We start from the raw sequence: 7,185 nt of genomic DNA, 5'->3' as shown, positions 1-7,185 counted from the left end.
CCCGCTCGCGCCGCGGGTCGCGGGGCGACGCGGCGCAGGCGCGTGAAAGGGACGCAAGACGGCCCGCGGGCCGTCTTTTTTCGCCCGTGCGGTGCAGGTCCGCCGGATGACGTCTTAAAATGGCGGTTTTAGGGCGCCGCGGCTCCCGTTTCATTCAGTGAGAGCGAAATGAGCACCAAAGTTTTTGTCGACGGCCAGGAAGGTACGACCGGCCTCAAGATCTTCGAATACCTGTCGGCGCGCAACGACATCGAGATCCTGCGCATCGAAGAAGCGAAGCGCAAGGACGTCGACGAGCGCCGCCGCCTGATCAACGCGTCGGACGTCACGTTCCTGTGCCTGCCGGACGTCGCGTCGCGCGAATCGGCATCGCTGGTCGAGAACCCGGACACGACGCTGATCGACGCAAGCACCGCATTCCGCACGAGCGCCGACTGGGCGTACGGCCTGCCGGAGCTGACCCGCGCGCAGCGCGAGAAGATTCGCACGTCGAAGCGCATCGCCGTGCCGGGCTGCCACGCATCGGCCTTCGTGCTCGCGATGCGTCCGCTCGTCGACGCGGGCATCGTCGCGCCGACCTTCGCCGCGCACAGCTACTCGATCACCGGCTACAGCGGCGGCGGCAAGTCGATGATCGCCGAATACGAAAGCGCGGCGCCGGGCGGCAAGCTCGCGAGCCCGCGTCCGTATGCGCTCGCGCTGGCGCACAAGCACCTGCCGGAAATGGCCGCGCACACGGGCCTCGCGCACGCGCCGATCTTCACGCCGATCGTCGGGCCGTTCCTGAAGGGCCTTGCCGTGACGACCTACTTCACGCCCGAACAGCTCGCGAAACGCGCGACGCCGCAGGACGTGCAGCGCGTGTTCGCCGAGTACTACGCGGACGAACCGTTCGTGCGCGTCGCGCCGTTCAACGCGGACGCGAACCTCGACAGCGGCTTCTTCGACGTGCAGGCAAACAACGACACGAACCGCGTCGACCTGTTCGTGTTCGGCAACGAAGAGCGCTTCGTCACGGTCGCGCGTCTCGACAACCTGGGCAAGGGCGCATCGGGCGCCGCGATCCAGTGCATGAACCTGAACATCGGCGCCGCCGAGGATGCGGGCCTCAACCGCTGATCCCGCTTGCACGCGATGCAAAGCCGGCCGCTGGCCGGCTTTTTATTTACCCGCGGCAAGCAATATATAAAGTCCGGTTCACGCATTTACAAATATTTACAAGCTTTCCATTGCGCGATTACCGGTGAATTAATTTCGCCCTCCCTTTCTCCTGTCAATCCCGAATAGGGATAAACCGGATACCCTCGCTTTAAACACTGCCGTTATACGCGGGAAGGCTCCGAGAGCCGACCGTGCGTGGCAATCGCCCAACTTCAGCGGCACTCTACCGCCCTCCGCGCGTTTTAATTCTTACTGAAAAACCCCATCCTGCAAGGATTCCTAACGCGCGCTTTGTTTCAATCGCCTTTTTTAGACGAGTTCATCAATTGACAGCAAAAATCCGCGCAGCGACATTAGCTCGCACAATTAAACGATTGGAGACAGCGGCATGTCGCACGCCTTATCGAAGGGGGTGGCAACGGCCTTTGCCATCGCACCTTTCCTGATTGCCTGTGGTGGAGGGGACGGCGGCTCGCCCGCGCCGATCAACGCCCCCCAATGTTCCGGATCGAACTGCGGCACGCAAGGGCCGCCGCCGTCGCAGCCCGTCAACGGCTCGCTGTGCCCGGCCGATGCCGACATCGTGAAGAGCACGTACCTCGGCGGCGCCGGTAGCGGCGAGATCGTCAGCGTCAACATCGACGCGGTCGCGATGACCTACACGCTGAAGTGGCTCGAATCGCCGATTCCGCTCGCGACCGGCACGGTCACGCCGAGCCGCGCCGGCACCACGATCACCGGCAAGGTCATCCACCCGCCGACCGGCGCGCTGCCGACCGCGGAGCAGACACGCTGCGCGTTCGTCCTCACGCCGGGTTCGGGCAAGGCACCGAACGGCTCGACCTATTCGACGGCCGCCGACTTCAACCATGCGAACCCGCCGATGCTGCTCGTCGGCATGGGTGTCGCGGGCGGCGGCATCCCCGGCGCGACGGTCCAGTACGACGGGCTGACGATCAGCGTGGTCGGCCTCCCGGTCTTCAAGAACGTCGGCCAGGTGCCGAACCGCCACTTCGACTTCTATCCGTTCCTCGGCTTCGCGAACACGACGACCGACCTCACGAAGCTGCCGGGCACGTACAACGCGCTGCTCTACCACCTCGTGCCGTCGGGCAACTACGCGACGAAGGGCACGAATTCGAGCGAGACGTTCGATGCGAACGGCGCGTGTACGTCGACGAGTTCGGGCGGCTGCCAGACGACTGGCGATCCGTGGACGGTCAACACCGCGAACGGCGGCTATCTCGACAGCGCGAAGGCACCGCAGATCCTGCCGCAGACGCAACTGCCGCTGATCGGCGCGACCGGCAAGTCGGCGACCGCGCACATGGTCATCGGCCAGCTCAACGGCGCGACCGTGCCGGTGGTGGTCCGCACGGGCTCCGTGTATCTGGGCACCGACCTCGCGCTGCATACCGACGCGAAGGTCGACGACGAATCGGGCATCGCGGTGCTCGGCGCGGCGAGTGCGATCCAGTCGGGCGCGATCGACGGCGGCTACGCGGGCGCGGATTCGAACTTCAAGTACACGGCCGCACTGATCCGTGGCAGCAACGCGTCGTTCATCAACCCGACCACGCAAGCTGAAGAAGACGGCTTCACGCTCGACTACGGCCAGACGACGGCCGGCCTGCTGAACGCGACGACGACGCCGCCGAGCGGGGCGAGCTACCCGTCCGCATCGGGCGTGGTGATCGCGACGGGCGGGCTGTACGCGGCACTGATCCAGGGCACGGTGAACGGCGGCGTCACGCAGACGTCGGCGAACTCGAGCACGTCGTCGACACCGTACTTCGGCGTGGGTGCGCAGATCAGCAAGTGACGATCGGGGACGCGGCGGCGGCCGGTTCGCCGCCGCGGGATGCAGGGAAGGCACGAAGCGACGGCGCCCGGCACAGCGCGGGCAGCACGAGCACAAGCAATAGAAGCGGCCGACAGGGAGCTGGCCGCCGGACAAGACAAATCTGGAGGAGCAACATGAAGCGCAACCTCATTCTGGCGGCGGCCTTTGCCGCCCCCCTTCTTTCCGCATGCGGCGGCGGCAGCGACAATCCGCCCCCGCTCGTCGAAGACCGGCTCTGCCCCGCGTCGCTCGACTACAGCACCGTCTACACGGGCGGCGCCGGCAGCGGCGAACTGGCCAAGGTGCAGCTCGACACGACCAAGATGACCTGGCAGGTCACCTATGTCGAATCGCCGGTTCCGCGAACGACCGGCACCGTCACGCCGACCCGCGCGGGCACCGTCGACAGCGGCACGCTCACGCAGGAAACGATGCTGCCGACCAACAAGCTGAACCAGTGCGCGTTCCGCCTGAACGGCGCGAGCCTCGATTCGTCGCGTCCGGCGCGCATCTTCGTCGGCTTCGGCGTCGCGGGCGGCACGATCCCCGGCAAGGAAATCCAGTTCGGCGGCGTGCTCGGCCAGGCTGCCGTGCCGGACACGAAATTTCCGTACTACCCGTTCATCGGCTTCTCGTCGATCGAAACCGATATCACGAAGGTCGCGGGCACATACAGCCACGTCGGCTTCGGCGAAGTGCCGTCGCAGAACTTCGCGCCGGCGTCGATCGACGCGAAGGTGACGATCAACGCGGACGGCACGTGGACCAAGTGCGATTCGACCGGCCAGTTCGCCGGCGGCGCGTGCGCGCAGCAGGGCACGAACTTCGTGCAGTCGGCCGACGGCAGCGGCGCGTTCCAGACGAACAACTACGCGAGCCAGCTGAAGCCGACGCTATCGGCGACGCCGCAGGGCAAGGGCTTCATGATCGTCGGCAAGCTGCGCAACCAGCTGGTGCCGATCCTCGTGCGCACCGGGGTCGCGAACCCGAACCCGACGCCCGACAGCAACGGCGTGCCGGGCCTGACCGCCGACGACGAATCGAGCATCTCGATCCTCGCGCCGCAGACGGCAATCGCGGCCGGCTCGCAGAACGGCGAGTACATCGGCGTCGACAGCCGGTTCGACTACCGGACCACCGCGCTGATCAACAACCAGGCCACGCTGCTGGATCCGTTCCAGCCGTCGCAGGCCTCGCTCGCGACCCCGCTCGACCTGGACTACACGCAGAAGGTGCCGGGCACGGTCACGACGATCCATACGGGTTCGGGCAGCACGTCGCCGACCGGCAAGTTCATCTTCACGGGTGGCGTGTTCGGTTTCCTCGACAACGCGGGTTCGACGCCGTATTTCACGATCGGCGCGTTCGTCCAGTAAGCGGAGGCAAGCCGTGATGAAGAAGACCCTTCTCTGCGCGGCGGCCGGTGCCGCCGCCCTGGCGCCGCTCGCGGCGCACGCGCAGAGCGCCGGCAGCAACGTCGTCACGCTGGGCTGGTTCCACGTGATGCCGCAGCAGAGCAGCACGCCGATGACGACCAACGTCGCGCCGACGCCGATCAACACGCCGCTGCGGCTGCCGCCGTCGTTCACGTCGCAGGGCACCGGGCTGCGCACGAGCGGCGCGGATACCGTCGGCCTGACGGTCAGTCACTTCCTGACCGATCACATCGCGGTCACGTCGGTGGCCGGCGTACCGCCGGTGTTCAAGGTATCGGGCCAGGGGACGATCCGGCCGCCCGGCCCTGCCGGCGCGCTCGGCACGCAGAACATCGGGCTCGGGTCGGTGAACCCGATCGTGAAGAGCGTGCGGCAGTGGAGCCCGGCGGTGATCCTGCAGTACTACTTCGCACAGGCGAACGCGAAGTTCCGACCGTTCCTCGGCCTCGGCGTGTCGTACAACTGGTTCAGCGACCTGCAACTCAACACGAACTTCATCAAGCAGACGCAGGACAACCTCGGCGCGATTCTCGCGGCGGGCGCGGGCAAGCCGGGTACGACATCGGTGGAAGCGAAGGCGTCGTCGTCATGGCAGCCGGTGTTCAACGCAGGCCTGCAGTACAACATCACCGAGCATTTCGGGCTGATCGCGTCGGTGACCTACATCCCGCTGAAGACGACGTCGACGGTGACGATCAAGGCGGCCGACGGCACGGTGCTCTCCGAGTCGAAATCGGACCTGAAGGCCGATCCGATCATCAGCTATGTCGGGATGACCTACAAGTTCTGACGCCGGTGACGGGAAGGGACGAAGGAAGGAATGGATGGCCCGCGGCAAAATCGCGGGCAAAAAAAAGCCCGCCTAAGAGGCGGGCTGAATCCATATCAGAGGAGACATGGAGGAGACAGGTGTAACTATAGCGAATCGATTTCCGCAATGCAACATTTCCGTCGAGAAAATCAGGATTTTCCCTCGAATGCGCCCTCTAGATCGCTAGTTCGACTCCGACCCCTTCCTGTTCTCCCTGTCGAGCACGTCTGCCAGCGCGTCGCGTAGCAGCGCGACCGGCCGCGTCAGGCGGCCCGGCAGCGCGCCGTGCACGACCCACACGTTGATCCGCGTCTCCAGCCCCGCCGTTTCCACCACCCTCAGCGCATCGCGATGCGCGCTGCGCGCCAGCGCGTTCGGCGGCGCGATGCCGATGCCGGCGCCGCGCGCGACGAGCGACAGCTGCAACTCCGAGCCGAACGCCTCGACCGCGACGTCGAACGGCAGCCCGGCCGCCCCGAGCGCACGGCTCAGCGCCGAACGCATCCCGCAGCCGTCCTGGCTCAGCACCCACGGGAAACGCGACAGCACGTCGAGCGACAACGGGCCGTCCGGCAGCGGGAAATCGCGCGCGGCGACGAGCACCGTCGGCTGCGTGCCGAGCAGCGTGGCCGTCAGCGCATCGGGCAGCGCAGCGCCGGCCGGCGCCATCACCGTCGCGACATCGAGCGTGCCACGCTCGATGCCCTGCACGAGTGCGGGCGACCAGCCGGCCGTCACGCGCAGCGTCAGCCGCGGAAACGCGTCGCGCAGCCGGTCGATCGGCTGCTCGAGCGCCAGCTCGGACAGGAACGGCGGCACGCCGATGCGCAGTTCGCCTGACGGCTCGCTGTCCGGCGCGCCGGCCGCCATCAATTCGTCGACCGCGCCCAGCACGTTGCGCGCGAGCGCATAGACGTCGCGCCCGGCGGCGGTCGGCTTCAGCGGCTTGCTCTGGCGCTCGAGCAGCGGCATGCCCAGCAGCGTCTCGAGGTTCTGCACGCGCCGCGTGAGGCCCGGCTGCGTCAGATGAAGCTTCGCGGCGGCGGCGACCATCGACCCGCTGTCGACGACCGCGACGAACGCCTGGAGATCACGCGTATTCAAAACAAACTCGCATAATCATGTTAGACATATTTCAATTGTGGCATAAACATCGGCCACCTACGATGGGGATTCCTTCGATCAACGTCCCCCCAGGCTTCCGATGAACTGTCCTGCCGACTCCCGCCCTGCCGCCGGTCGCCCCGTGCTCGGCGCACCGCCCACGCTGAGCGCGGGCATGACGCTCTTCTTCGCCGCGACGGTCGGCGTGATCGTGATGGACCTGTTCGCCGCGCAGCCGCTGACCGGCCCGATCAGCGCCGACCTGCGGCTGCCGCCCGGCCTCACGGGCCTCGTCGCGATGCTGCCGCAGCTCGGCTACGCGGCCGGCCTCGTGCTGCTGGTGCCGCTCGTCGACCTGCTCGAGAACCGCCGCCTGATCGTCGTGACGCTCGTCGCATGCGCGGCCGCGCTCGCGCTGCCGGCATTCACGCGGTCCGGCACCGTGTTCCTGCTCGCGACGCTGGCCGCCGGCGCCGCGTCGAGCGTGATCCAGATGCTGGTGCCGATGGCCGCGTCGATGGCGCCCGAAGCGCAGCGCGGGCGCGCGGTCGGCAACGTGATGAGCGGGCTGATGCTCGGCATCGTGCTGTCGCGGCCGCTCGCGAGCCTGATCGCGGGCACGGCCGGCTGGCGCGCGTTCTACGCGCTGGCCGCGCTCGCGAACGCGGCGATCGCGGCGGTGCTCGCGCTGCGCTTGCCACCGCGCGTGCCGTCGGTGACGGCCAGCTATCGCGCGCTGCTCGCATCGATGGGTCGCCTGCTGGCCGACGAACCGGTGCTGCGCCGGCATGCGCTGTCGGCCGCGCGCGCGATGGCCGCGTTCAGCGCGA

General features: G+C 67.2%; 6 protein-coding genes. 5 read left to right on the top strand and 1 reads right to left on the bottom strand.

What is annotated here, in order from left to right:
- The first annotated feature begins 168 nt into the window (after nucleotides 1–168).
- The 4 genes from argC to F3J14_RS32605 all read left to right on the top strand — a co-directional run bounded on the left by argC (nucleotide 169) and on the right by F3J14_RS32605 (nucleotide 5,230).
- The gene (argC, locus tag F3J14_RS32620) at nucleotides 169–1,119 is read left to right on the top strand and encodes an N-acetyl-gamma-glutamyl-phosphate reductase (protein WP_012362872.1); all 951 of its coding nucleotides are present in this window, start codon (nucleotides 169–171) and stop codon (nucleotides 1,117–1,119) included.
- 430 nt (nucleotides 1,120–1,549) lie between these two features.
- Nucleotides 1,550–2,983, top strand: coding sequence for a DUF2957 domain-containing protein (locus tag F3J14_RS32615; RefSeq protein ID WP_166726419.1), 1,434 nt, complete (start codon nucleotides 1,550–1,552; stop codon nucleotides 2,981–2,983).
- Between the two features lie 155 nt (nucleotides 2,984–3,138).
- Nucleotides 3,139–4,380: a DUF2957 domain-containing protein gene (locus tag F3J14_RS32610; protein WP_006752471.1), complete on the top strand. Its 1,242-nt coding sequence runs from the start codon at nucleotides 3,139–3,141 to the stop codon at nucleotides 4,378–4,380.
- Between the two features lie 16 nt (nucleotides 4,381–4,396).
- Nucleotides 4,397–5,230, top strand: coding sequence for an OmpW family protein (locus F3J14_RS32605; RefSeq protein ID WP_166726418.1), 834 nt, complete (start codon nucleotides 4,397–4,399; stop codon nucleotides 5,228–5,230).
- A gap of 204 nt (nucleotides 5,231–5,434) precedes the next feature.
- Here the strand turns inward: F3J14_RS32605 and F3J14_RS32600 are convergent, their stop codons facing one another.
- Nucleotides 5,435–6,355 (bottom strand): LysR family transcriptional regulator, encoded by a 921-nt coding sequence (locus tag F3J14_RS32600; protein ID WP_166726417.1) that lies wholly within the window; start codon nucleotides 6,353–6,355, stop codon nucleotides 5,435–5,437.
- Nucleotides 6,356–6,455: 100 nt separating this feature from the next.
- On the opposite strand from F3J14_RS32600, the gene F3J14_RS32595 reads away from it, so the two are divergent.
- A partial coding sequence (locus tag F3J14_RS32595; RefSeq protein ID WP_166726416.1) for an MFS transporter occupies nucleotides 6,456–7,185 on the top strand: 730 nt, incomplete at its 3' end.

Source organism: Burkholderia sp. Tr-862 (assembly GCF_011753085.1).
GTDB lineage: Bacteria > Pseudomonadota > Gammaproteobacteria > Burkholderiales > Burkholderiaceae > Burkholderia > Burkholderia ambifaria.
Note: the sequence above shows the minus strand (reverse complement) of the source record. Positions and strands in the feature narration are given on the sequence as shown.

Excerpts from the sequence above, each read along its gene's own strand:
- argC (WP_012362872.1), top strand. The coding sequence starts at position 169 with ATGAGCACCAAAGTTTTTGTCGACGGCCAGGAAGGTACGACCGGCCTC.
- F3J14_RS32615 (WP_166726419.1), top strand. The coding sequence starts at position 1,550 with ATGTCGCACGCCTTATCGAAGGGGGTGGCAACGGCCTTTGCCATCGCA.
- F3J14_RS32610 (WP_006752471.1), top strand. The coding sequence starts at position 3,139 with ATGAAGCGCAACCTCATTCTGGCGGCGGCCTTTGCCGCCCCCCTTCTT.
- F3J14_RS32605 (WP_166726418.1), top strand. The coding sequence starts at position 4,397 with ATGAAGAAGACCCTTCTCTGCGCGGCGGCCGGTGCCGCCGCCCTGGCG.